General features: G+C 53.6%; 23 protein-coding genes. 13 read left to right on the plus strand and 10 right to left on the minus strand.

Going from position 1 to position 23,357, the window contains the following annotated elements:
- The first annotated feature begins 132 nt into the window (after nt 1-132).
- Nucleotides 133-1,179, plus strand: coding sequence for a protease SohB (sohB, locus tag O1722_RS10390; RefSeq protein ID WP_023296716.1), 1,047 nt, complete (start codon nt 133-135; stop codon nt 1,177-1,179).
- Between the two features lie 35 nt (nt 1,180-1,214).
- Here sohB and O1722_RS10395 read toward each other — a convergent pair whose 3' ends face one another.
- Entirely contained in the window at nt 1,215-1,466 is a 252-nt protein-coding gene (locus O1722_RS10395; protein ID WP_003856804.1) for a YciN family protein, read from the minus strand.
- Nucleotides 1,467-1,864: 398 nt separating this feature from the next.
- Here O1722_RS10395 and topA point away from each other — a divergent pair, with 398 nt between their 5' ends.
- The 6 genes from topA to acnA all read left to right on the plus strand — a co-directional run bounded on the left by topA (nt 1,865) and on the right by acnA (nt 9,349).
- Nucleotides 1,865-4,462, plus strand: coding sequence for a type I DNA topoisomerase (gene topA, locus O1722_RS10400; RefSeq protein ID WP_017384217.1), 2,598 nt, complete (start codon nt 1,865-1,867; stop codon nt 4,460-4,462).
- A 186-nt stretch (nt 4,463-4,648) separates the two neighbouring features.
- On the plus strand, nt 4,649-5,623 hold the full coding sequence (gene cysB / locus O1722_RS10405; RefSeq protein WP_033486857.1) for an HTH-type transcriptional regulator CysB: 975 nt from the start codon (nt 4,649-4,651) through the stop codon (nt 5,621-5,623).
- Between the two features lie 336 nt (nt 5,624-5,959).
- Nucleotides 5,960-6,100 (plus strand): YmiA family putative membrane protein, encoded by a 141-nt coding sequence (locus tag O1722_RS10410; RefSeq protein WP_213083754.1) that lies wholly within the window; start codon nt 5,960-5,962, stop codon nt 6,098-6,100.
- 8 nt (nt 6,101-6,108) lie between these two features.
- On the plus strand, nt 6,109-6,273 hold the full coding sequence (locus O1722_RS10415; RefSeq protein ID WP_162183706.1) for a hypothetical protein: 165 nt from the start codon (nt 6,109-6,111) through the stop codon (nt 6,271-6,273).
- Nucleotides 6,274-6,410: 137 nt separating this feature from the next.
- Nucleotides 6,411-6,509: a small membrane protein YmiC gene (ymiC, locus tag O1722_RS10420; protein WP_032103392.1), complete on the plus strand. Its 99-nt coding sequence runs from the start codon at nt 6,411-6,413 to the stop codon at nt 6,507-6,509.
- Nucleotides 6,510-6,673: 164 nt separating this feature from the next.
- Complete coding sequence (gene acnA, locus O1722_RS10425; RefSeq protein ID WP_017693321.1) at nt 6,674-9,349, plus strand: aconitate hydratase AcnA; 2,676 nt, start codon at nt 6,674-6,676, stop codon at nt 9,347-9,349.
- A 37-nt stretch (nt 9,350-9,386) separates the two neighbouring features.
- Here the strand turns inward: acnA and ribA are convergent, their stop codons facing one another.
- Complete coding sequence (gene ribA / locus O1722_RS10430; RefSeq protein ID WP_003856813.1) at nt 9,387-9,977, minus strand: GTP cyclohydrolase II; 591 nt, start codon at nt 9,975-9,977, stop codon at nt 9,387-9,389.
- Between the two features lie 197 nt (nt 9,978-10,174).
- Between ribA and pgpB the strand changes: the two genes are divergently transcribed.
- The 5 genes from pgpB (at nt 10,175) to yciH (ending at nt 13,823) form a co-directional block, all read left to right on the plus strand.
- Nucleotides 10,175-10,942, plus strand: a complete 768-nt coding sequence (gene pgpB / locus O1722_RS10435; protein ID WP_033486858.1) for a phosphatidylglycerophosphatase B — start codon at nt 10,175-10,177, stop codon at nt 10,940-10,942.
- A 148-nt stretch (nt 10,943-11,090) separates the two neighbouring features.
- Nucleotides 11,091-11,399, plus strand: coding sequence for a LapA family protein (locus O1722_RS10440; protein WP_003856817.1), 309 nt, complete (start codon nt 11,091-11,093; stop codon nt 11,397-11,399).
- 6 nt (nt 11,400-11,405) lie between these two features.
- A complete protein-coding gene (gene lapB / locus O1722_RS10445; protein ID WP_003856819.1) occupies nt 11,406-12,575 on the plus strand; it encodes a lipopolysaccharide assembly protein LapB in 1,170 nt (389 codons plus the stop codon).
- 184 nt (nt 12,576-12,759) lie between these two features.
- Nucleotides 12,760-13,497, plus strand: a complete 738-nt coding sequence (gene pyrF / locus O1722_RS10450) for an orotidine-5'-phosphate decarboxylase (RefSeq protein WP_032648497.1) — start codon at nt 12,760-12,762, stop codon at nt 13,495-13,497.
- On the plus strand, nt 13,497-13,823 hold the full coding sequence (gene yciH / locus O1722_RS10455) for a stress response translation initiation inhibitor YciH (RefSeq protein WP_015570389.1): 327 nt from the start codon (nt 13,497-13,499) through the stop codon (nt 13,821-13,823). The genes pyrF and yciH overlap by 1 nt, the downstream gene beginning before the upstream one ends.
- 104 nt (nt 13,824-13,927) lie before the next feature.
- Here the strand turns inward: yciH and osmB are convergent, their stop codons facing one another.
- From osmB to O1722_RS10470, 3 genes are all read right to left on the minus strand, one after another.
- The gene (osmB, locus tag O1722_RS10460) at nt 13,928-14,146 is read right to left on the minus strand and encodes an osmotically-inducible lipoprotein OsmB (protein WP_017384212.1); all 219 of its coding nucleotides are present in this window, start codon (nt 14,144-14,146) and stop codon (nt 13,928-13,930) included.
- Nucleotides 14,147-14,408: 262 nt separating this feature from the next.
- Nucleotides 14,409-15,161: a DNA-binding transcriptional regulator YciT gene (gene yciT, locus O1722_RS10465; protein ID WP_017384211.1), complete on the minus strand. Its 753-nt coding sequence runs from the start codon at nt 15,159-15,161 to the stop codon at nt 14,409-14,411.
- 37 nt (nt 15,162-15,198) lie between these two features.
- Nucleotides 15,199-15,381, minus strand: a complete 183-nt coding sequence (locus tag O1722_RS10470; protein ID WP_003856825.1) for a YciZ family protein — start codon at nt 15,379-15,381, stop codon at nt 15,199-15,201.
- A gap of 191 nt (nt 15,382-15,572) precedes the next feature.
- Between O1722_RS10470 and O1722_RS10475 the strand changes: the two genes are divergently transcribed.
- Complete coding sequence (locus O1722_RS10475; RefSeq protein ID WP_003856826.1) at nt 15,573-16,442, plus strand: crotonase/enoyl-CoA hydratase family protein; 870 nt, start codon at nt 15,573-15,575, stop codon at nt 16,440-16,442.
- Here O1722_RS10475 and pdeR read toward each other — a convergent pair.
- From pdeR to O1722_RS10500, 5 genes are all read right to left on the minus strand, one after another.
- Nucleotides 16,439-18,430, minus strand: coding sequence for a cyclic di-GMP phosphodiesterase (gene pdeR, locus O1722_RS10480; RefSeq protein ID WP_032103394.1), 1,992 nt, complete (start codon nt 18,428-18,430; stop codon nt 16,439-16,441). The genes O1722_RS10475 and pdeR overlap by 4 nt on opposite strands.
- 204 nt (nt 18,431-18,634) lie before the next feature.
- Nucleotides 18,635-20,569, minus strand: a complete 1,935-nt coding sequence (locus O1722_RS10485) for an exoribonuclease II (protein WP_033486859.1) — start codon at nt 20,567-20,569, stop codon at nt 18,635-18,637.
- Between the two features lie 88 nt (nt 20,570-20,657).
- Entirely contained in the window at nt 20,658-21,644 is a 987-nt protein-coding gene (locus O1722_RS10490) for a CMD domain-containing protein (RefSeq protein WP_033486860.1), read from the minus strand.
- 152 nt (nt 21,645-21,796) lie between these two features.
- Entirely contained in the window at nt 21,797-22,585 is a 789-nt protein-coding gene (fabI, locus tag O1722_RS10495; protein ID WP_003856831.1) for an enoyl-ACP reductase FabI, read from the minus strand.
- Between the two features lie 280 nt (nt 22,586-22,865).
- On the minus strand, nt 22,866-23,267 hold the full coding sequence (locus O1722_RS10500) for a RidA family protein (protein ID WP_023296708.1): 402 nt from the start codon (nt 23,265-23,267) through the stop codon (nt 22,866-22,868).
- Nucleotides 23,268-23,357 lie beyond the last annotated feature (90 nt).

A 23,357-nucleotide genomic window follows, 5' to 3' on the forward strand; every position in this document is an offset into this window, starting at 1 on the left:
TTTGCAAAGATTTAAACCAGAAACGGGGGATTCCTGAAGCCGCCTCGCAGAGGTAATGTCCAGAGCGAGACGCCTGCGCAGGGCTGTTGTACACTGGCGTGAAAGATTCGTGGTTAAATCAAGGTGGAACGCGTGGAATTACTTTCTCAGTATGGGTTGTTTTTGGCCAAAATCGCGACGGTGGTTATTGCTGTCGCGGTGATTGCCGTCCTGATTGTCAACCTGACGCAGCGTAAGCGTCAGCGTGGTGAGTTACGCATTACCCGCCTGAGCGAGCAGTATAAAGAGATGCAGGAGGAGATGTCTCTGGCGCTGCTTGACGATCATCAACAGAAGCTGTGGCTAAAAGCCCAGAAGAAAAAACATAAGCAGGACGCCAAAGCCGCGAAGGCGAAAGCTAAGCTCGCCACGCCACAGGCTGACGCAAAACCGCGCGTCTATGTGCTCGATTTTAAAGGTAGCATGGATGCGCATGAAGTCTCCTCTCTGCGTGAAGAAGTGACGGCGGTGCTGGCCGTGGCGACAGCCCAGGATCAGGTGGTGGTACGCCTTGAAAGCCCGGGCGGCGTAGTGCATGGGTATGGACTGGCGGCTTCGCAGTTACAACGTCTGCGGGACAAACAGATCCCACTCACCGTTGCGGTAGATAAGGTCGCGGCGAGTGGCGGCTATATGATGGCGTGCGTGGCGGATAAAATCGTCGCGGCACCGTTCTCCATTATCGGCTCGATTGGGGTGGTCGCGCAGATCCCTAACTTCAATCGTTTCCTGAAAAATAAAGAGATCGACATCGAACTGCATACGGCGGGTCAGTACAAACGTACGCTGACGCTGCTCGGCGAAAATACCGAAGAGGGACGGCAGAAATTCCGGGAAGATCTGAACGAAACCCACCATCTGTTCAAAGATTTCGTGCACCGCATGCGCCCAACGCTGGACATTGAGCAGGTGGCTACGGGCGAGCACTGGTACGGCACGCAGGCGCAGGAGAAAGGGCTGGTGGATGAGGTGGGTACCAGCGACGACCTCCTGCTCAACCTGATGGAAGGCCGTGAGCTGGTGGGGGTGCGCTTCACCCGACGTAAGCGCCTGCTCGACCGTTTTACCAATAGCGCGGCAGAAAGCGCGGATCGCCTGCTGCTACGCTGGTTGCAGCGCGGACAAAAGCCGCTGCTGTAAAGAAAAACGCGAGGCAGATGCCTCGCGTTTTCGTTTTAATCGACCAGGTGGTACTTCTCTGAGAGGGTATGCGCCAGGTATTTAAACATGTTAAACACGGCGGTGCTTTTCGGGGTGGGTAGCCCTTGTTCATCAAGGAAGTATTCACCGCTGAACACCAGCACGCCATTACGTTGTTCCACGCCAGTCGCTTCAATTCCCGCCAGGGTGTCTTCATGGTCGCGAATGAGTTTGTTTGCTTCGATAAGCAATGAAGCTCGGTCAATGGGTTGGGTCGTATTCTGCATATTCCACTCCTTAAACAGTGACAATAGTCTACGCCTGGGTCGCTTCGGGGGCAAATTTTCCCTGTTATCCGAGGGGATAAGAAACAGGGGCTGGCTGGCGGGATTTGCTTTTGCATGCTAATAAAGTTGCGTAACGAATTTTATCAGGTACAGTGTGCGCTTTCGTCATTCTGGCAACAGAATTGCTTGACATTCGACCGGGAATTCGTCACGAATGAACTTTGATGTGAGAAAAATACCCGAAAACTCAATGACCTGGATGTCGCCATTCTGACGTTCGGTAACACATAGGGGTTGATATCCCCTGACGATGTCGCAATATCAATGGCTCGTCGTCAGCGGAAGGGAAATCAACGTGCGGCGTATTCCTGGAAGAATTAAATTAGGTAAAGGTGAATATGGGTAAAGCTCTCGTCATCGTTGAGTCCCCGGCAAAAGCCAAAACGATCAATAAATATCTGGGCAATGACTACGTGGTTAAGTCCAGCGTTGGTCACATTCGCGATTTGCCGACCAGTGGCTCAGCCAGCAAAAAGAGCGCAGACTCTACCTCCACCAAAGGGGCTAAAAAGCCTAAAAAGGATGAACGTAGCGCGCTTGTCAACCGCATGGGTGTTAACCCATGGCACAACTGGGATGCACATTACGAAGTGCTGCCAGGCAAAGAAAAAGTCGTTAACGAGCTGAAACAGCTTGCTGAAAAAGCAGACCACATTTATCTCGCAACCGACCTTGACCGCGAAGGGGAGGCCATTGCATGGCACCTGCGGGAAGTGATCGGGGGTGATGACAAACGCTACAGCCGTGTAGTGTTCAACGAAATTACAAAGAATGCGATTCGTCAGGCGTTTGAAAAGCCGGGTGAACTGAATATCGACCGTGTTAACGCTCAGCAGGCGCGTCGCTTTATGGACCGCGTTGTAGGCTACATGGTCTCGCCGTTGCTGTGGAAAAAGGTCGCTCGCGGCCTGTCTGCGGGGCGTGTGCAGTCTGTGGCTGTTCGTCTTGTTGTTGAGCGTGAACGCGAGATCAAAGCGTTCGTCCCGGAAGAGTTCTGGGAAGTGGATGCGAATGTCACCACGCCGGGCGGCGATGCGCTGCCGTTGCAGGTGAGCCATCACAACGACAAACCGTTCCGTCCTGAAAATCGCGATCAGACCATGGCCGCCGTGGCGCTGCTGGAAAAAGCGCGTTATCAGGTTCTGGATCGTGAAGATAAACCAACCAGCAGCAAGCCTGGCGCACCGTTTATCACGTCAACTCTCCAGCAGGCGGCAAGTACCCGTCTGGGTTACGGCGTGAAGAAAACCATGATGATGGCCCAGCGCTTGTATGAAGCGGGTTACATCACCTACATGCGTACTGACTCCACCAACCTGAGCCAGGACGCTGTCAACATGGTGCGTGGCTATATCGAGGACAACTTCGGTAAGAAATACCTGCCGGACGGGCCTAATCAGTACGCCAGCAAAGAGAATTCTCAGGAAGCGCACGAAGCGATTCGTCCTTCTGACGTTTCTGTTCTGGCTGAATCGCTGAAAGATATGGAAGCGGACGCCCAGAAGCTGTATCAGCTGATCTGGCGCCAGTTCGTAGCCTGCCAGATGACGCCAGCGAAATACGACTCCACCACGCTGACGGTCGGCGCGGGTGATTTCCGCCTGAAAGCGCGCGGCCGCATTCTGCGCTTCGACGGCTGGACAAAAGTGATGCCAGCGTTGCGTAAAGGTGATGAAGACAGAACGCTGCCTTCAGTCAACAAAGGTGACGAGCTGTCGCTGGTTGATCTGGTCCCGGCTCAGCACTTCACCAAGCCACCTGCGCGCTTCAGCGAAGCATCGCTGGTGAAAGAGCTGGAAAAACGCGGCATCGGTCGCCCGTCCACCTATGCGTCAATCATTTCGACCATTCAGGATCGTGGATACGTTCGCGTCGAGAACCGTCGTTTCTATGCTGAAAAAATGGGTGAGATTGTCACCGACCGTCTGGAAGCGAACTTCCGTGAGTTGATGAACTATGACTTCACCGCGCAGATGGAAGACAGCCTCGATGAGGTTGCCAGCCATAAGGCAGAATGGAAGAAAGTTCTCGACAGCTTCTTCAGCGATTTTACCAATCAGCTTGAGAAAGCCGAGAAAGATCCTGAAGAGGGCGGCATGCTGCCTAACCAGATGGTACTGACGAGCATCGACTGCCCAACCTGCGGCCGTAAAATGGGGATCCGTACCGCGACCACGGGCGTGTTCCTCGGTTGCTCTGGCTATGCGCTGTCGCCGAAAGAGCGTTGCAAAACCACCATCAACCTCGTGCCGGAGAACGAAGTTCTCAACGTGCTGGAAGGTGACGATGCGGAGACCAATGCACTGCGCGCCAAACGCCGCTGTAAGAAATGCGGCACGGCGATGGACAGCTACCTGATCGATCCCAAACGCAAATTGCACGTTTGTGGCAATAACCCGACCTGCGATGGTTATGAGATCGAAGAAGGTGAGTTCCGCATTAAGGGCTATGACGGTCCAATCGTTGAGTGTGAGAAATGTGGTTCCGAAATGCACCTGAAAATGGGACGCTTCGGTAAGTACATGGCATGCACCAACGACGACTGTAAAAACACGCGTAAGATCCTGCGTAACGGTGAAGTTGCGCCGCCAAAGGAAGATCCGGTTCCGCTTCCTGAGCTGCCGTGCGAGAAGTCAGACGCGTATTTCGTGCTGCGTGACGGCGCTGCCGGGGTATTCCTGGCGGCCAACACCTTCCCGAAATCGCGCGAAACCCGTGCGCCGCTGGTAGAAGAACTGTACCGCTTCCGCGACCGTCTGCCGGAGAAACTGCGTTACCTGGCCGATGCGCCACAGCAGGATCCGGAAGGCAACAAAACCGTGGTGCGCTTCAGCCGTAAAACGAAGCAGCAGTACGTGGCGGCAGAGAAAGAGGGCAAAGCGACCGGATGGTCAGCCTTCTTTGTCGACGGGAAATGGGTTGAAGGCAAGAAATAATCTTCCCTTACCGTAACTTACCTGTAAAAGGGCCGGACTTCCGGCCCTTTTTTATTACGTAGTTATTATTTTTTGTTCCGTACTATACAGCCTGGCTATAAATGATATAGTGGTTATAGTTAACCCGTTTCTTATTATCAAATCGTCTTAAGCGATTGACGCATGCGCTAAATCGGATGGTCTGGCATGAAATTACAGCAGCTACGCTATATCGTTGAGGTCGTCAATCATAACCTCAATGTCTCTTCCACCGCAGAAGGTCTTTATACCTCTCAGCCCGGCATCAGTAAGCAGGTGCGTATGCTGGAGGATGAGTTAGGTATACAGATATTTGCCCGCAGCGGTAAGCACCTGACTCAGGTCACCCCGGCAGGACAGGAAATCATACGCATCGCACGGGAAGTGCTCTCCAAAGTCGACGCCATTAAATCCGTCGCCGGGGAACATACCTGGCCAGATAAAGGCTCTCTGTATATTGCCACCACGCATACACAGGCGCGTTATGCGCTTCCCGGGGTGATCAAAGGCTTCATAGAACGCTATCCCCGCGTTTCCCTGCATATGCATCAGGGCTCACCGACGCAAATCGCAGAGGCCGTGTCTAAAGGCAATGCAGACTTCGCTATCGCGACGGAAGCGCTCCATCTGTACGATGATCTGGTCATGCTCCCGTGCTACCACTGGAACCGCTCTATTGTCGTGACCCCGGATCACCCGCTGGCGGGGAAGGACGAAGTGACAATCGAAGAACTGGCGCAATACCCGCTGGTGACCTATACGTTCGGCTTTACGGGCCGGTCTGAACTGGACACCGCGTTTAACCGCGCCGGATTAACGCCACGGATTGTCTTTACGGCGACGGATGCGGACGTCATAAAAACGTATGTGCGTCTGGGCCTGGGCGTTGGGGTTATTGCCAGCATGGCGGTGGATCCTGTCTCAGACCCGGACCTGGTGCGTCTGGATGCGCATGATATTTTCAGTCACAGCACCACCAAGATAGGTTTTCGTCGCAGCACGTTCCTGCGCAGCTATATGTATGATTTTATTCAACGCTTTGCGCCACATTTAACGCGCGATGTGGTGGATACAGCTGTGGCGTTACGCTCCAATGAAGACATCGAAGAGATGTTTAAAGACATTAAACTTCCCGCCAAATAATCACTCCCGGTATCTTTCTCTTGCGGAAAGATACCGTCATTCCGCTTTAAACCTGAATTAGAATTATCATCATCTACGCCCACTGTCATATATCGTCATAACCCATTTGATGACTATGGTTTTACTGTCGCAAATTTGCGACAAAAGTAGAAACTAATTTACAGCTGTGCAAATTATTCTTTTCAATTATTTATTTCTGGTCAAAAGATTGAATTTTCCCGGGCTCAGATACGTAAATTCACTGGCTTTTCGGCTAAAGTTTCTTTAGGATTTATCTCATCAGATGATTACTTGTGCCAATTGTTTGGTCTCTAAATGATAAGCGATATCGATTGTATGAGGTTAGCAATGCCGTCAGGAAGTGAAGAACCGCAAAGGGATCCCGCGCTTAAGCGTAAAGCCTGGCTGGCGGTCTTTCTTGGCTCTGCCCTGTTCTGGGTGGTGGTTGCTCTTCTTGTCTGGAATTACTGGGGTTGATTATGGTCATGACGGTGCGTACAGAAGCGAGAAAAGAGATGTGTCAGCTTCGTGACAATGCTCACAAAGCCCGTAAGGCGCCAGCAACCAGCGTGCCAGCTTCCTGGAAACTGACGCCGCAGCAGCAGGCCTTTATTGATGTGTTCGCGGAAGACGAACCCAAAAAACAATAATTTTGATTTTTGCGTAATGATGCAAATAGTCTGAATATAGACTGTGCACTTTTGTACTCCTTAATAAATACACATCAGCAATATAGAACGAGGGCAGACCTCGCAACCTTAAATAATTAAAGTCTGGTGTCCCTATGATGAATAACATGACAACCGTAAAATACTGGTCATGGCTCGGCGTATTCTCAGCGTCGATCCTCTTCTGGTGTCAGCTCCTCTGGCTGGCCTTGCACTAAATCGTAAAACCTCGCCACGGCGGGGTTTTTGTTTTATCCCTCGCGTTGGACCATTCCTAAATTTATCAATTTGGGTTGTTATCAAAACGTTACGACATCTTTGTGTTATCTTTAATTACAGCCCTGATGATTGTCAGGACATCCCTGTTTTTAAGGAGGAGCTTATGTCGTTAACCCTACGCGAAGCCAGTAAGGACACATTACAGGCGGAAAATAAAACCTGGCGCTACTACAGCTTACCGCTGGCTGCCAGAACGCTTGGGGACATTTCGCGGTTACCCAAGTCGTTGAAAGTCTTACTGGAAAACCTCTTGCGCTGGCAGGATGGCGACTCGGTTACCGAGGAGGATATCCAGGCTCTGGCAGGGTGGCTGAAAAATGCTCATGCAGACAGAGAAATAGCCTATCGCCCGGCCAGAGTGCTGATGCAGGATTTCACCGGCGTGCCAGCGGTGGTGGATTTAGCTGCTATGCGTGAAGCCGTTAAGCGTCTCGGGGGCGATACAGCTAAGGTTAACCCCTTGTCCCCGGTAGACCTCGTCATTGACCACTCCGTCACCGTCGATCACTTTGGTGACGACGATGCTTTCGGCGAAAACGTCCGTCTGGAGATGGAACGTAACCATGAACGCTACGTATTTCTGAAATGGGGTCAGCAGGCATTCAGCCGCTTCAGCGTTGTTCCACCGGGCACTGGCATTTGTCACCAGGTCAACCTGGAATATCTTGGCAAAGCCGTCTGGAGTGAATTGCAGGATAAAGAGTGGGTGGCTTACCCTGATACGCTGGTGGGCACCGATTCACACACCACCATGATTAACGGCCTTGGCGTTCTGGGCTGGGGCGTCGGTGGTATTGAAGCGGAAGCGGCCATGCTCGGCCAGCCGGTATCAATGCTCATTCCCGATGTGGTGGGCTTTAAGCTGACCGGTAAATTGTCCGAAGGCATTACCGCCACGGATCTGGTTCTGACGGTCACCCAGATGCTGCGTAAGCATGGCGTGGTGGGCAAATTCGTTGAATTTTATGGCGATGGTCTGGATTCACTGCCGCTGGCGGACCGGGCCACCATCGCCAACATGGCGCCGGAATATGGCGCGACCTGCGGCTTTTTCCCGATTGATAGCGTTACGCTGGAGTATATGCGCCTCAGTGGTCGCAGCGAGGAGCAGGTGGCTCTCGTTGAGGCCTACACCAAAGCGCAGGGCATGTGGCGTAACCCGGGTGACGAGCCGGTATTTACCAGTACGCTGGAGCTGGATATGGGCACCGTTGAGGCAAGCCTCGCAGGGCCAAAACGTCCGCAGGACCGCGTCGCCCTGAGCAACGTTCCCAAAGCCTTCGCCGCCAGCAATGAGCTGGAGGTTAACGCCGCGCAAAAAGATCACCGTCCGGTGGACTATGTTCTGAACGGGCATCAGTATCAGCTCCCTGACGGCGCCGTGGTGATCGCCGCTATCACCTCCTGTACCAACACGTCCAACCCGAGTGTGTTAATGGCTGCCGGGCTGCTGGCAAAAAAAGCGGTAGAGCTGGGGCTCAAGCCACAGCCTTGGGTTAAAGCCTCCCTGGCGCCTGGTTCGAAAGTGGTATCCGATTACCTGGCACAGGCCAGACTCACGCCTTACCTCGACGAGCTGGGCTTTAACCTGGTGGGCTACGGCTGTACGACCTGCATCGGTAACTCTGGTCCACTGCCTGAACCTATTGAAATGGCGATCAAGCAGGGGGATTTGACCGTTGGCGCGGTACTTTCCGGTAACCGAAACTTTGAAGGGCGTATTCATCCGCTGGTGAAAACCAACTGGCTGGCCTCGCCGCCGCTGGTTGTAGCCTATGCGCTGGCCGGAAACATGAACATTAACCTGGCGACCGATCCGATTGGTCACGATCGCAAAAATGAACCGGTCTATCTGAAAGACATCTGGCCATCATCGCGCGAAATTGCGCGCGCGGTAGAGAAAGTTTCCACCGAGATGTTCCGCAAAGAGTATGCGGAAGTGTTCGAAGGCACAGCGGAGTGGAAAGCGATCGACGTAGTGGGTTCCGATACCTATGACTGGCAGGATGATTCCACCTATATTCGCCTGTCGCCATTCTTCGACGAAATGCTGGCGGAGCCTGCACCGTTGAAAGATATTCACGGTGCGCGCATTCTGGCGATGCTGGGCGATTCCGTCACCACTGACCATATCTCCCCTGCGGGTAGCATCAAGGCGGACAGTCCGGCAGGTCGGTATCTGCAAAGTCGTGGCGTGGAACGTCGCGATTTCAACTCCTACGGTTCGCGCCGCGGTAACCACGAAGTGATGATGCGCGGGACCTTTGCCAACATCCGCATTCGCAATGAAATGGTCCCAGGCGTGGAAGGGGGTATGACGCGCCACCTGCCGGATACAGAGGTCATTTCAATTTATGACGCAGCCATGAAGTATCAGCAGCAGGGTACGCCGCTGGCCGTTATTGCCGGTAAAGAGTACGGCTCCGGTTCCAGTCGCGACTGGGCGGCAAAAGGTCCGCGTCTGCTCGGGGTTCGCGTGGTGATTGCCGAATCCTTTGAACGTATCCACCGCTCAAACCTGATCGGGATGGGGATCCTGCCGCTGGAGTTCCCGCAGGGCGTAACGCGTAAAACGCTGGGTTTGACCGGGGAAGAGCAGATTGATATCAGCGGTCTGCAAAATCTGCAACCGGGTAAAACCGTTCCGGTGAAGTTAACGCGCGCAGATGGAACGACAGAAGTGCTGGATTGCCGGTGTCGTATTGATACGGCAACAGAGCTGACCTATTATCAGAACGACGGCATTTTACATTATGTGATTCGTAAGATGCTGGACTGATAAAACTCGCCCGGCACATGTGCCGGGCGTTTTGCGTTTACTCGCTCAGCAGATGCCCCATTTTGGCAGCTTTGGTATCGAGGTAGTGCGCGTTTTTCGGGTTGCGGCCGACAATCAGCGGTACGCGTTCCACAATATTGATGCCCGCTTCAGTGAGGATTTCCACTTTTTTCGGGTTATTGGTCAACAGACGCACTTCGTCCACGCCCAGCAGCTTGAACATATCCGCGCACAGGGTGAAATCGCGCTCGTCAGCAGCAAAGCCGAGCTGATGGTTCGCTTCGACGGTATCGTAACCCTGATCCTGCAACGCGTAGGCGCGGATTTTATTCAGCAGGCCGATATTGCGTCCTTCCTGACGGTGATACAGCAGAACGCCACGTCCTTCCTCTGCGATATGAGAAAGGGCAGCTTCAAGCTGAAAACCGCAGTCGCAGCGCAGGCTGAACAGCGCGTCACCGGTCAGACACTCTGAATGAACGCGGGACAGCACCGGCGTTTGCCCCGAAATGTCGCCGAACACCAGGGCGACGTGATCTTGCCCGGTTGCCAGTTCTTCAAAACCCACCATCAGGAAATCGCCCCATGGGGTTGGCAGTTTGGCTTCTGCCACACGTTTAAGCTGCATGTGATTCTCCAGACCAGGCTGACACGTTTCGTGCCTTTGCCCCATTATGCTTTCTGTATCGGACTATTTTGCCACAAGCCCGGCAACTTCACCTAATCACCACCACGCTTTACAAACGTTAAACGCACAATCCGACATATCCACCAGAATGATGAAATTCAGTTATGATTGTGGTGCTTAGTGAAAAAGGAGAGGACATGCTTTCAATTGCCAAACGAACGGCCGCAGGAGCCGCCGTATTGCTCGTTATACCCCTGGTCGTTTGGTTCTCCGGCTGGATGTGGCAGCCCGGACAAAACGAGACGTGGCTGAAAGCCTTATACTGGATAACCGAGACGGTCACCCAGCCGTGGGGGATTATTACGCACGTGCTGCTCTGTGGCTGGTTCCTGTGGTGCCTGCGCTTTCGCCTTCGCGCGGCGCTGGTACTGTTCGCTATTCTCGGCGGCGCCATACTTACCGGGCAAGGGGTGAAGTCGTGGGTCAAGGATCGCGTGCAGGAACCCCGTCCTTTCGTCGTCTGGCTGGAAAAAACGCATCATGTTCCGGTGGATGAGTTCTACAATTTAAAGCGTAAAGATCGCGGGGCGTTGGTAAAGGAGCAGCTTGCAGAACAGCAGGATATCCCGACCTTTTTACGCAAACACTGGCAAAAAGAGACCGGCTTTGCGTTTCCTTCCGGGCATACGATGTTTGCTGCCAGCTGGGCGCTACTTGGCGTGGGACTGCTGTGGCCGCGTCGGCGTACCCTCACGATTGCGATTTTGCTGGTCTGGGCGACAGGCGTAATGGGCAGCCGGATGCTGCTGGGGATGCACTGGCCGCGTGATTTGGTGGTGGCAACGCTGATCTCGTGGGTACTGGTGACGCTGGCGACCTGGCTTGCACAACGTTTTTGTGGACCATTGACGCCGCCGCCGGAAGAGAAGGAAGAAATAGCCGAAAGGGAGTCTGGCGGAACCTGAAGGTTGATATTCCGCATTTTGACCATAAATCCATGTAGGGCGCGTTACTTTTTCCATTTCGCGCCCGCCACTAAAATGGTAGCTTATAAGGCTGATTGCAGTGAGTTGAACACGCTTTATACGCTCGAACCACATAACGGGAAGTCATGTGAAATATTTACTCATTTTCTTACTGGTGTTGGCGATTTTTGTCATTTCAGTCACATTGGGCGCGCAAAACGATCAACAGGTAAGTTTTAACTATCTGCTGGCGCAGGGCGAGTACCGGGTGTCGAGCCTGCTGGCGGTGTTATTCGCGGCGGGTTTTGTCATCGGCTGGCTTGTATGCGGCCTGTTCTGGCTTAAGGTTCGTGTTTCTCTTGTTCGCGCTGAACGTAAAATTAAACGACTTGAACATCAACTTACGCCTGCGTCTGACATTCCGGCGAGCTCTGGTGTGCCGGTAGTCAAGGAATAATCGAATATGCTGGAGTTGTTGTTTCTGCTTTTGCCTGTCGCCGCAGCCTATGGCTGGTATATGGGCCGCAGAAGCGCGCAACAAACAAAACAGGATGAAGCAAACCGACTCTCCCGTGACTACGTAGCGGGGGTGAACTTCCTGCTGAGCAATCAGCAGGATAAAGCGGTGGATCTGTTCCTCGACATGCTTAAAGAGGATACCGGCACCGTAGAGGCGCATCTCACCCTGGGAAACCTGTTCCGCTCGCGCGGAGAGGTTGACCGTGCCATTCGTATCCACCAGACCCTGATGGAAAGCGCTTCGTTGACCTATGAGCAACGGTTGCTGGCCGTGCAGCAGCTTGGGCGGGATTACATGGCCGCGGGGCTTTACGATCGCGCCGAGGATATGTTCTCTCAGCTGGTGGATGAGACGGACTTCCGTATCGGTGCGCTTCAGCAGCTTCTGCAAATCTATCAGGCCACCAGCGACTGGCAAAAAGCGATTGATACCGCCGAACGGCTGGTCAAACTCGGTAAAGACAAACAACGCGTCGAAATTGCCCACTTCTATTGCGAGCTGGCTCTCCAGCAGATGGGTAGCGATGACATGGATAAAGCCATGGCATTGTTAAAGAAAGGCGCTGCGGCCGATCGCAACAGCGCGCGCATCTCGATCATGATGGGGCGGGTCTTTATGGCTAACGGTGATTACGCCAAAGCCGTGGAGAGCCTGCTTCGCGTTATCGATCAGGACAAAGAGCTGGTCAGCGAAACGCTGGAAATGCTGCAAACCTGCTATCAGCAGTTAGGTAAGCAGGACGAGTGGGTTGCGTTTCTGCGTCGCTGCGTTGAAGAAAATACCGGTGCCACAGCCGAGCTGATGCTGTCCGACGTCGTTGAAGAGCACGAAGGGAGTGATACCGCCCAGGTATACATTACCCGTCAGTTGCAGCGTCATCCTACCATGCGGGTATTCCATAAGCTGATGGATTACCACCTTAATGACGCAGAAGAAGGGCGCGCTAAAGAGAGCCTGATGGTGCTGCGAGACATGGTGGGTGAACAGGTGCGGAGCAAACCGCGCTATCGCTGCCAGAAATGCGGCTTCACCGCCTATTCGCTTTACTGGCATTGCCCTTCCTGCCGGGCGTGGTCCACCATTAAGCCAATCCGAGGTCTGGACGGGCAGTGATTTTTTAAAACTCCGCATTTTAGTTACAACATACTAATAGTTACAGTGATTTCGTCAGCACCGTGCGGTCTGGGGTTCGGCAGGAAAATCATTCGATTCTGTTCATTTACCCCGAGGGCAGGTAGAATGCACGCCGTTTATCTGTTCCGCGCCGCTGCGCGCCCATAGACGAAAAGGGCTGGTCATGACGTCTGTTACATCCTCCACTTCCCGCGTAGTTACCGATTCTCCCGTAGTTGTTGCTCTGGATTACAATAACCGTGACGCCGCACTGGCCTTTGTTGATGGCATTGATCCCCGCGATTGCCGTCTGAAAGTAGGCAAAGAGATGTTTACGCTGTTCGGCCCACAAATCGTCCGCGATCTGCACCAGCGTGGCTTCGACGTTTTCCTCGACCTGAAATTCCATGATATTCCAAATACCACTGCGCACGCCGTAGCTGCGGCGGCTGAACTGGGCGTGTGGATGGTTAACGTTCATGCATCCGGCGGGGCACGCATGATGACGGCTGCGCGCGAAGCGCTGGTGCCGTTTGGTAATGACGCTCCGCTTCTGATCGCCGTCACCGTGCTGACCAGTATGGATGAATCCGACCTGCGCGATCTGGGTGTGACGTTGTCACCTGCCGAACACGCGGAGCGTCTGGCGCGCCTCACGCAACAGTGTGGTCTCGATGGCGTGGTCTGTTCGGCTCAGGAGGCGGTTCGCTTCAAATCTGTGCTAGGCCGCGACTTTAAACTGGTAACGCCAGGTATCCGTCCGGCAGGCACCGAGTCTGGGGATCAGCGACGCATCATGACGCCAGAGCAGGCGCTGAGCGCGGGTGTAGACTATATGGTGATTGGTCGCCCGGTGACGCAATCCGCTCATCCGGCAGAGACCCTGAAAGCGATTAATGCATCACTGAAAAAGGGGGCATAATGCGTGACGCCAACAGTCGTCTGGTCTATTCAACGGATACCGGGCGCATTGAAGAGCCAAAAGAGAAAGCTGAACGTCCGAAAGGCGATGGTATCGTGCGAATTCAGCGCCAGACCAGCGGCAGGAAAGGTAAAGGGGTTTGCCTTGTCACTGGCATTGATCTGGATGATGCAGACCTGGTAAAGCTCGCCGCTGAACTTAAAAAGAAGTGCGGATGCGGTGGGGCAGTAAAAGACGGCATTATTGAGATTCAGGGTGATAAACGGGATTTAATTAAAGCGCTGCTGGAAGCCAAAGGAATGAAAGTTAAACTGGCGGGCGGCTAAAATAAATGAGCCACGGACATTGCCGTGGCTCTTTTTTTTACGTGCGTAAGTCAGACCTGAAAATACAAAATATATTATTATACCGGTGAGAGCCGTTATGGTGATTATTTGCCCACCTGGTGACCGATAACACCACCTACGGCAGCACCACCTAATGTCCCCAGCGTACTACCATCCGTTAATACTGCACCACCAAGCGCACCAGCACCGGCACCAATCGCGGTGTTACGGTCACGTTTAGACCAGTTAGAGCAAGCGCTCAGGGACATTGCTACAGTGATTGCCAGAACAGCGGCGGCTAATTTTTTGCTGGTAAAGGTCATAATACTTTCTCCTGAATTATCGATTCACGGAAAGGAATGCACTTTAAGTATAGACAATATCCATACTTAAATTCTGTTCCCGTGAAAGCTGGTCGCGCAGGTGTTTCATCATCACGCAGGTGATAGTCACTTCCTGTTATATCGCTAATATTAATTTTACGTGTTTAGAACGGTTTCAACAGGTAAAAACTCTTAAAGGCAGGGTCAGAATACTCTCAGAGAAAGGTTTAAGTGCGCCCATTATTCGGGCGCAGCAGGATAATCAGGCCGTTTTTTTCACAATATCGACAGTCAGGCCGTCTTGTTCTAATTGCTGGCGATATTCATCGCGCAAACGCTCATCCGTGATCACGCGGCTGAAGCGCGAAGCCGGACCCATCGTATAAGGGTGTACGGCGCCAAACTTAGAGCTGTCGGTCAGCACTATCGCTTCACACTCTTTGGCGAGTACTGCGTTAACCACGTCTGAACGCATCATGTCGCGACCAGTAAAGCCGGTGTCGGGCTGCCAGCCGTCAATACCAATGAATGCTTTACTGAAGTGAACCTGCTGAACATATTGACGCGTTAATGGCCCCACCATGCTTTCGCTTTTCTTCTGGTAAATGCCGCCCAGCAGTATCACCTCGCACTGAGTTTCCTTCAACAGATGGGCGATATAGCTGCTTACGGTGATGATGGTAACGTCTTTTTGATCGGCGAGCGTGCGCGCCAGAAGGGCGTTACTGCTGCCATTTTCAATAAAGACGGTCTCACCGTTATTCACTAAGGATGCAGCAAACTCCGCCAGCTCCCGCTTGAGCGCATAATTGTTCATCATGCGGGTTTCGACGTCGTCGCTGTCCAGTGGAACGGCATATCCGTGTGCACGCCGCAGGTAGCTCTGTTTTTCCAGCAGATTCAGATCCTGACGAATGGTGACTTCAGAAACGCCGGTGGCTTTAGCGAGATCGACCACGCTTACGCGTCCCTGATCGATCACCATCTGCAAAATGATTTGTTGTCGGGAATTCATAGCATCCATTTAAAAGGCAAGGGCGGAAACGACGTGGCTACACTTCCCACGGGGCTTTAGGTTGAGTGGATTCTGGAGCGTTATCAGCGCCGTTCTCAGCCAGCAGTTCAGACTTGAGGATTTCAAGGTTACGGATAGCAGAGTGATAATCGCCTGCGACAAGAATATCCAGCACAGTATCAATACGCTGTGCCACGGCTGTTGCATCAATGTTAGACATAAGCTCACCCTGAAGCGAAAAGTTAATATTATCAATGATGCAGAAAATTGATTCAAAAGAGAAGGTAAAAAATGCAATAACCAAAGTTCATAAATGAAAGTGATAAATTTGGCCCCCGTATGCTGCGGGTTGTAGGGGTGGATTAGTCTAAAACTGCGCGCAACGCGCTTTTTTATAAGAGGAATTCGACTATGACAGTTATCAACCAGACAACCTGCACATTGTTTACTGATGCTGAACGATTCACTCAACTGGCGGCTTATTATGAGGCCGAACGGCGTACGGTGTGGATGATGTTACGTGCCACGCCACGGCCTTGCTTCAATCATGCGCTGATCGAGGAGATCATGAATCTCTCCTGGCTGGTTCGACAGTCCGGATTTGTCGTTGATTTTTGGGTCACCGGATCGCTGGTCCCCGACATCTACAATACCGGCGGTGATTTACAGTTCTTCGTTGAGTGCATCAAAAACAACCGACGCGAAGCGTTACGCGCCTATGCCCGGGCCTGTGTGGACTGCGTTCATGCCGCCTCGCGAGGGTTTGATACCGGTGCTGTCACGCTGGCTATGGTGGAAGGAAGCGCGTTAGGGGGCGGGTTTGAAGCCGCGCTGGCGCATCATTTCATTCTGGCCCAGCGCGATGCCCGATTAGGCTTTCCGGAAATCGCGTTCAATCTGTTCCCGGGCATGGGCGGCTATTCACTGGTGGCGCGTCGCGCCGGCATGAAAATGGCGGAGGCGCTGATCTACAAAGGTGAGACGCATACGGCGGAATGGTATGAGCAGCATGGTCTTGTGGATCTCTTATTCGAGCCGTTACAGAGCTATGTTTCGGTGCGGACGTTTATCGACACGCTACAGCCGAAGCTGAACGGCGTAAGGGCCATGCTGCGTGCGCGTACGCGCGTGCTGCCACTTCCGCGAAGCGAGCTGATGGACATTACCGAGGATTGGGTTGATGCCGCCTTCTGCCTTGAACCGAAGGATATCGCCTACATGGAGCGGCTGGTTATGCTGCAAAATCGCCATCAGGCGACGGGCTTACGCAAAGCCAGCTAACGGACATTTCTGGCCTGATAGCGCTTTAGCCATCGCTCGAATGCGGCAGCGGGCATGGGCTTAGCAAAAAGATAACCCTGCCGTTCGTTGACGCCATTCTTCGTCAGAAAGGCGTCTTCTTTTGCACTTTCCACCCCTTCAGCAATGACCTGCAAATTTAACGCCTGCGCCACGGCGACTATCGCACGCACCAGCGACTGTGAAATGGACTGCTTATGGATGTCCCGCACGAAAGCCTGGTCAAGCTTAATGGCATCGATAGGGAAGCGCGCCAGCTGCGACAGGGAAGAGTACCCCGTACCAAAGTCATCCAGGTGAATTTGCGCTCCCAGGCGGCTAAATTGCTGGATCACTGACAGGGCCAGCTCTTCATTTTCAATGAGACAGCTTTCGGTCAATTCCACATCAATCGGGCAGTATTCAAAACTCAGGTCTTTCAGCGCCTGCTTCAGGTCGCTGAAGATGGTCTGGTCCGCCAGCTGACGGGCGGAGACGTTGACCGCGACGCGAAGGTTGATCCCCTTGTCGCGCCATTTCGCCACCTGGCGCACCACATCAAGCATAACCCAGCGGCCCAGGGGCACAATCAGCCCTGACTCCTCAGCATAGGAGATAAACTCCATCGGCGGGATCAGGCCACGCTCTGGCGACTGCCAGCGCACCAGCGCCTCCAGACTTCTGACTTCGCCGCGCCAGGTTATTTTGGGCTGGTAGTGGATTAACAGCTGATCGTTATCCAGCGCTTTACGCAGGTTGGTATCCAGCCACAGGTATTCAAATACGCGCTGGTTCATCTCTGGCGAGAAGACGCAGAATTTGCCCCGGCCATTTTCTTTGGCGGTGTACATGGCGGTGTCGGCATTACGAATGACGCTTTCGCGATCGTTACCGTGCTGGGGCGCAAGCGCGATGCCCAGCGAGCAGCCGGTGTAAACCTCTATCAGCCCGATGCGGAAAGGCTGGCGAAGTCGGGTCAGTATGCGCGATGCCATGGCTTCCAGCGCGCCCTGCGAGGTATCGGTGGCTAGCACGATAAACTCATCCCCACCCAGGCGCGCCAGGGTTTGTCCTTCGTCCAGACAGCTCAGGATCGCCAGCGCAACGGCCTGTAGCAGCTGGTCGCCAAACATATGCCCATAGGCATCGTTCACTTTTTTAAAGTTATCCAGATCGAGATAAACCACGCCTACCTGGGTGTCACCCCGAGCGGTGATGGCATCAGAGATCAGCTCATGGATGGCGTTTCGGTTAGGCAAACCGGTAATCGTATCCGTATTGGCGAGTACGCGCAGGCGCTCCTGGGCCCGACGCTCTTCGGTTATGTCGGTACCTGAACAGATGAGGAAAATTTCATTTTTCCCGCTGCCGCTGTGAACAAATTTATTTCTGAAGAGAAACAGGCGCTGCCCTTTGCGGGTCTTGATCCAGCGTTCAACTTCGTACGAGCTGCCGTTACGAAAAAAACCGGTGATGTTGCGTTTGGAGGCCGCGGCTTCGCTACGGCTCATAAACAGTTTGAACACGTTTTGCCCGATAACTTCCTGTTCCTTCAGGCCCGTATATTCTTCACTTAAACGGTTGAAGCGCTGAATATTCCCGTTCTGGTCGAGGATCACAATCACGGAGTTAGCCTCGGACACTACCTGTTCGGCGAAGGAGAGCCCCTGCGCCAGGTCCCGCGCCACGGAAGGAGTATCGTTCCAGGCTGATGCCGTTCCTGCCCACTCATTTTTGTTAATTTTACGGCCGACAAGATGAACGGGAACGTCCACACCGTACAAGGGCAGGGTCATGGCAATGCTGGAGGTTATCACGGTGAGCTGGCGGATCAGCGCGGCCTGCTCATCATCCAGCGCCACCACCTGAATGATGTCAGCGCTTTCACTGGCAGCAAGATGCAGAGCATTGCTGTCTGCTGTCAGTCGCCACCAGGGGCTATGCGTACCCATGTAACGAAACAGCAAATTCTGCTCCAGATCGTCCATCACGTTTTCTCCCGCGGCTGCTGAGTAGCGCACAAATTATTCATTTGCAGTCGACAATGACGGCTCTCTTTTACTGTAGATAATTCTGGCGAAATGTGGCGATGGGAAACAGAAAAGTGTGAGAAAAAACGATGATTTTGCGGGAGATAATACAGAAGAGAACTCCCGGCCACCCCTTAACGGAACGGCCGGAAGTTTACGCGGTTATCAGGCGACAGGGCGCGCGATAATACTGCGGGTTTCCATGCGCACTTCAGCGATGGTGACATCAATCACGTCAGTGACCTTGTAAACCGTTTCGCCTTTAATTTGCACGGTCCCGTTTTCCTGGCTACAAACCAGTTCGTCGCGAACGGCATGCAGGAACGGGGCAGGAATAAAGGCAACGGCGCCATTATCCACCAGACGAACGCGCATACCGCCGCGGCTGATGTCAATGATTTCAGCCGAGAAACGGGTGTCAGTCCCTGCCTTATCATTCAGGAAGCGCGCGTATAACCAGTCGCCGACATCACGCTCCGCCATACGGTTGAGACGGCGACGTTCTGCCATCTGCAACGTCGTATCATCCTGTGGGCGGGCAACAGATTCCCCTTTGATGATCGCTTTCAGCAGACGATGGTTAACCATATCGCCGTACTTACGGATCGGGGAGGTCCAGGTCGCGTAAGCCTCAAGGCCAAGGCCGAAGTGCGGGCCTGGCTCGGTGCTGATTTCCGCAAAGGACTGGAAGCGGCGAATACGGCTGTCAAGGAACCCTGAAGGCTGCGCGTCCAGCTCGCGGCGCAGTTTGCAGAAACCTTGCAGGGTCAGCACTTCCTCAGGATCGACGTGTACGTCATGGGTTTTCAGCAGGGCAGCCAGCGCTTCGGTGTTCGCCGGATCAAACCCGGTGTGCACGTTGTAAATGCCAAAGCCTAATTTGTCGCGCAGCACGCGGGCGGCACAAATGTTGGCGGATATCATCGCTTCTTCAACGATGCGGTTGGCAATACGGCGCGGCTCAGCGACGATATTCAGCACTTCACCTTTTTCACCCAGCACAAAACGGTAGTCCGGACGATCTTTGAAGACCAGCGCGTGAGTTTGACGCCATTCGCTGCGGCTCAGGCAGACGCGGTGCAGCAGACGAATTTGTGCGGCAATGTTGTCGGACTCGGGTTTCCAGCTGCCCGTGTTCTCCAGCCAGTCGGACACGTCGTCATAGGCCAGCTTGGCTTTGGATTCGATGGTGGCGGCGAAGAATTCAATATCTTCTTCAATGGTACCGTCAGCCGCAATGGTCATCCGACAGGCCAGCACCGGACGTACTTTGTGCGCACGCAGCGAGCAAAGATCGTCGGAGAGTTCACGCGGCAACATCGGAATGTTAAAACCCGGCAGGTAGTTGGTGAACGAGCGCACTTTGGCCATCTCGTCCAGCTTGCTGCCTTCGACAATCCATGCGGTAGGGTCGGCAATGGCGACGGTCAGATGCAGTTTGCCATCGGCTGTCTCTTCGGCATACAGCGCATCGTCCATATCCTCGGTGCTGGCGCTGTCGATGGTGACAAAGTCCAGTGCCGTCAGATCGCGACGTTCCAGACCTTCGTCCTGCATTTCAGTCGCCACGCCCTCAGGCGCTTCTTTTTCGAGGTTGTGGCGCGCCAGCGTCACCCACCATGGGACGAAATGGTCGTCGCCGAAGGTAATGTATTGGGTAAGCTCGGCGTAAAAACCGCGATCGCCTTTTAAAGGATGACGGCGCATCTCAGCAACCGCCCAGTCACCCTCAACAAAATCATGCTCAACGCCACGCGCGGCGCGGCACGGAATAGCATCTTTCAGGAGAGGATGGTCCGGCACGACAGAAAGACGATCGTCTTTTTTATGCACTTTCCCGACAAAGCGGGTCAGGAAAGGTTCGATCAGTGCTTCCGGCTCGGCAGACTCTCGTTCCTTTTCGGTATGAATAACGGCCGAAATGCGGTCGCCATGCATCACTTTCTTCATCTGAGGAGGCGGAATGAAGTAGCTCTTCTGCCCGTCAACTTCAAGAAAGCCAAAGCCCTTTTCCGTGGCTTTTACGACCCCTTCTGCACGCGGCGTCTGGGAATGCAGTTGCTGTTTAAGCTGCGCTAGCAGCGGGTTGTCCTGAAACATAATGTTCTATTTTCGTAGCCATTGAGCGGCTGACAGTTTTACGCGAATCTCACTGCTACAGCAAGCGCTCTTTAGGTAAAGAGTATGGTTATTCCTCTTTGCCGAGCGCCACGCGCAGACGGTCCAGCCAGCCATAAAATGCATCTCGGGTAAGCAGGTTGATGGCCTTCTCTGGCGAGAGACCTGACCCGGTCAGGGGCGTTAACTGGGCGGCGCTAAAGCGATCCGGAGAGGCGACAAGCAGCGCACGAGCGGCTGAGAGCATCGAAGACGCGGGGCCTTCACTTCGCGGATGGTTAAGCAGAATTTCGCCCGTCAGATCAAGCAGCATCGGCTCATGACACAGCACAGGAGTAAGCGCTTCAAGCGCCGGTTCCGCCTGCCAGCGTGAGAGCGCCTCAAGCTGAAGCGCACTGGCATATTTTAGCTCAACCGGGGGTAGCGTGGCGGTCCATCTGCTGAAGCTGACCGGCAGCGTATGGGGCTGAATGTGATGCCCGGGCAGCCAGCGTACCGGATGGCCAAGCAATGCCTGAAATACCGCGACCACTCGCGCCTGAAAACCGACAAAGCCGATGATCTGGTTGATGAGCACAATGTCATACGTTGTGAGTCCAACCTCATCAAGCTGGTTTTGGGCTTTATCATCGATGACATCGGGTGAGCTGGCTAACTGGCGGGCATACTGGGTAATTTCTGCAAGGCGTCGATTGCTTTCCCGGGAGGAGTCCGGCCCCGGAAGAGGGGCGAGCAGAGCAGCGTAGTGGTTACAGAGCCGCTGAACGCCACACGCCTGGGCAACCGTTAATGCCGTGCTCAGCCTGTCGTAGGCGCTGAGCGTATGCAGACGGTTCACGGGAGTATCAAGTGGGAACAAAAGATGACAGAGGGTTCGGGCATGCGTAAGCCAACCAGCACAGCTTGCGAGAATGTCATCGGGCAGGGCTAGATCGAGCAAAAAACGGTCGTCGACGTTAGCGGCTTCGGGCACCAGCGGCAGAACGTCCGTCTGCGAATGATTCGACTGGGTTTCATGATACCAGTGGCCTTTGCCGGAAAAACGGCGTTGTTCCATGGGCGTTCCTTGATCTCAAAATGGCGATCAATATCCTGGCGTAAGGCGGATGAGGGGAAAAATATTGTTAGGTGATAACAAATAGCTGAACGGAATAACGAGGGGCGGGGCGGGAGGAAACTCTCTTCCCTGGCGGGAAGAGAGTGACAAGCTTATTTGATTTCCAGCTCGTTCATTGCAGCGATGTTGAAGCCGCCGTCAACGTGAACCACTTCGCCGGAGATGCCCGCGGAAAGGTCAGAGCACAGGAATGCCGCAGAGTTACCCACATCTTCGATGGTAACGGTACGACGAATCGGGGTAACCGCTTCGCAGTGTGCCAGCATTTTACGGAAATCTTTGATACCGGAAGCGGCCAGGGTACGGATTGGACCCGCAGAAATAGCGTTAACACGCACGCCTTCAGGACCCATCGCGTTCGCCATGTAGCGCACGTTGGCTTCCAGAGATGCTTTCGCCAGACCCATAACGTTGTAGTTAGGGATAGCACGTTCTGCGCCGAGGTAGGACAGAGTCAGCAGGGCTGCGCCCGGGTTCAGCATCGCGCGGCAGGATTTTGCCATTGCAACGAAGCTGTAGGAGCTGATGTCGTGGGCGATTTTGAAGCCATCACGGGTAACCGCGTTCACGTAGTCGCCGTCCAGCTGGTCGCCAGGAGCGAAGCCGATGGAGTGAACAAAACCGTCGAATTTCGGCCATGCTTTTGCCAGTTCAGCAAACATGCCATCAATGCTTTCGTCTTGTGCAACGTCACATTCCAGAACAATGCTGGAACCCAGCTGCGCGGCAAATTCTTCAACACGGCCTTTCAGCTTGTCGTTCTGGTAGGTGAACGCCAGCTCAGCGCCTTCGCGATGCATTGCCTGTGCGATGCCGTATGCGATGGACAGTTTGCTGGCAACGCCAGTCACCAGAATGCGCTTACCGGAAAGAAAACCCATAGCTTTAATCCTTATATTCATTGCTTATTTTGCCTTGTAATTCATAGCGTTACAGGCAGTATTTCAAAATCATTCGAAATTAGCTCGAAATTATAGCCCACTCACAGCCCCTTGTGTCACGATATTTCTCGCTCCTGCGCCGTGAATGGGCTCACGGAAGAGGTTGAACTGACTCTTCATCAGGCTGTTTCGTGTGTATCCCAGCAGTATATCACCGCACGCAGGGTTCGCCTCATCCAACCAGAGACTGCCCGGAGCTTCACGCTTATACAGCCGGATCTTAATTCGCTGACGAGGGGATTCTGGCGATAACCTTAATTTCGAAATCAAAACCCGCAAGCCAGTTAACGCCTATTGCTGTCCAGTTTGGGTAAGGAGCGTGGGGAAATGCCAGTTTTTTCGCCTCCATGATAACGGGGAACTGGTTTTCAGGATCGGTATGAAACGTCGTGACATCAATCAGATCGTCAAAAGTACATCCCGCGGCTGCCAGGATCGCCCGTAAATTATCGAACGCCAGCTGCACCTGAGCGGGGAAGTCGGGTTCAGGTGTGCCATCGCTGCGGCTGCCAACCTGACCGGAAACAAATAACAGATCGCCAGAGCGAATTGCAGCTGAATAGCCATGCTCTTCATAGAGGGCATGTCGGTTAGCCGGGAAGACGGGATCACGTGAAGGCATGGCTTTTCCTTTTCTGTCAGAGGTATTGTTGTGCTTACACGGTAGAAGTAACATACGCGATGTATGTGAAAAATGTAATTCACATACGTC

Source organism: Enterobacter cloacae complex sp. HYC003_NIDB (genome assembly GCF_056673375.1).

What these genes read in the sequence shown, in the direction of transcription:
- O1722_RS10395 (WP_003856804.1), bottom strand. Translation starts at nt 1,466, where the DNA reads ATGCAGAATACGACCCAACCCATTGACCGAGCTTCATTGCTTATCGAA.
- topA (WP_017384217.1), top strand. Translation starts at nt 1,865, where the DNA reads ATGGGTAAAGCTCTCGTCATCGTTGAGTCCCCGGCAAAAGCCAAAACG.
- cysB (WP_033486857.1), top strand. Translation starts at nt 4,649, where the DNA reads ATGAAATTACAGCAGCTACGCTATATCGTTGAGGTCGTCAATCATAAC.
- O1722_RS10410 (WP_213083754.1), top strand. Translation starts at nt 5,960, where the DNA reads ATGAGGTTAGCAATGCCGTCAGGAAGTGAAGAACCGCAAAGGGATCCC.
- O1722_RS10415 (WP_162183706.1), top strand. Translation starts at nt 6,109, where the DNA reads ATGACGGTGCGTACAGAAGCGAGAAAAGAGATGTGTCAGCTTCGTGAC.
- ymiC (WP_032103392.1), top strand. Translation starts at nt 6,411, where the DNA reads ATGAATAACATGACAACCGTAAAATACTGGTCATGGCTCGGCGTATTC.
- acnA (WP_017693321.1), top strand. Translation starts at nt 6,674, where the DNA reads ATGTCGTTAACCCTACGCGAAGCCAGTAAGGACACATTACAGGCGGAA.
- ribA (WP_003856813.1), bottom strand. Translation starts at nt 9,977, where the DNA reads ATGCAGCTTAAACGTGTGGCAGAAGCCAAACTGCCAACCCCATGGGGC.
- pgpB (WP_033486858.1), top strand. Translation starts at nt 10,175, where the DNA reads ATGCTTTCAATTGCCAAACGAACGGCCGCAGGAGCCGCCGTATTGCTC.
- lapB (WP_003856819.1), top strand. Translation starts at nt 11,406, where the DNA reads ATGCTGGAGTTGTTGTTTCTGCTTTTGCCTGTCGCCGCAGCCTATGGC.
- pyrF (WP_032648497.1), top strand. Translation starts at nt 12,760, where the DNA reads ATGACGTCTGTTACATCCTCCACTTCCCGCGTAGTTACCGATTCTCCC.
- yciH (WP_015570389.1), top strand. Translation starts at nt 13,497, where the DNA reads ATGCGTGACGCCAACAGTCGTCTGGTCTATTCAACGGATACCGGGCGC.
- osmB (WP_017384212.1), bottom strand. Translation starts at nt 14,146, where the DNA reads ATGACCTTTACCAGCAAAAAATTAGCCGCCGCTGTTCTGGCAATCACT.
- yciT (WP_017384211.1), bottom strand. Translation starts at nt 15,161, where the DNA reads ATGAATTCCCGACAACAAATCATTTTGCAGATGGTGATCGATCAGGGA.
- O1722_RS10470 (WP_003856825.1), bottom strand. Translation starts at nt 15,381, where the DNA reads ATGTCTAACATTGATGCAACAGCCGTGGCACAGCGTATTGATACTGTG.
- O1722_RS10475 (WP_003856826.1), top strand. Translation starts at nt 15,573, where the DNA reads ATGACAGTTATCAACCAGACAACCTGCACATTGTTTACTGATGCTGAA.
- O1722_RS10485 (WP_033486859.1), bottom strand. Translation starts at nt 20,569, where the DNA reads ATGTTTCAGGACAACCCGCTGCTAGCGCAGCTTAAACAGCAACTGCAT.
- O1722_RS10490 (WP_033486860.1), bottom strand. Translation starts at nt 21,644, where the DNA reads ATGGAACAACGCCGTTTTTCCGGCAAAGGCCACTGGTATCATGAAACC.
- fabI (WP_003856831.1), bottom strand. Translation starts at nt 22,585, where the DNA reads ATGGGTTTTCTTTCCGGTAAGCGCATTCTGGTGACTGGCGTTGCCAGC.
- O1722_RS10500 (WP_023296708.1), bottom strand. Translation starts at nt 23,267, where the DNA reads ATGCCTTCACGTGATCCCGTCTTCCCGGCTAACCGACATGCCCTCTAT.